This window comes from Bacillus sp. 05T31 (assembly GCF_056396725.1).
The window spans coordinates 1-369 of the sequence record NZ_JBFTMA010001504.1; the positions used below are offsets into that span (position 1 = coordinate 1).

At 29.0% G+C, this 369-nt stretch carries 1 pseudogene; it reads left to right on the plus strand.

The features are described from left to right. Nucleotides 1-292: 292 nt before the first annotated feature. Nucleotides 293-369 (plus strand): annotated as a pseudogene (locus tag AC1DJR_RS34080) (GNAT family N-acetyltransferase); the annotation flags it as partial.

Below are 369 nucleotides of genomic sequence, written 5' to 3' on the forward strand. Positions count from 1 at the left end.
ACATAACTCTTCTAAATAAGTTGCAGAATGAAATATAATGATACCGTCAGCTTTTCTTAATTCACATAATTTTCAAAATTAAAATCTATGGATGTTAATATTTGTTATATAATGTATTTATCAAAGCGTTACCCCTGTAGTTTCTATGATGAATCTGTAAGATAGTTTGTTTGCCCCGTATATTCATCTTAAACTAAAAAGAACTTGTAGAGATTCCTACAGGTTCTTTTTGTTTTAAGGGTTATATGTGGATTTAAAATATAATTACAATTTTTTGAGGGGGAAAAAGTATATGCTTGTAAAAGCAGAAAGATTATTAATACGGAAATTTGAGTTCACGGATTGGCAAGCTGTCCATGAGTATACATC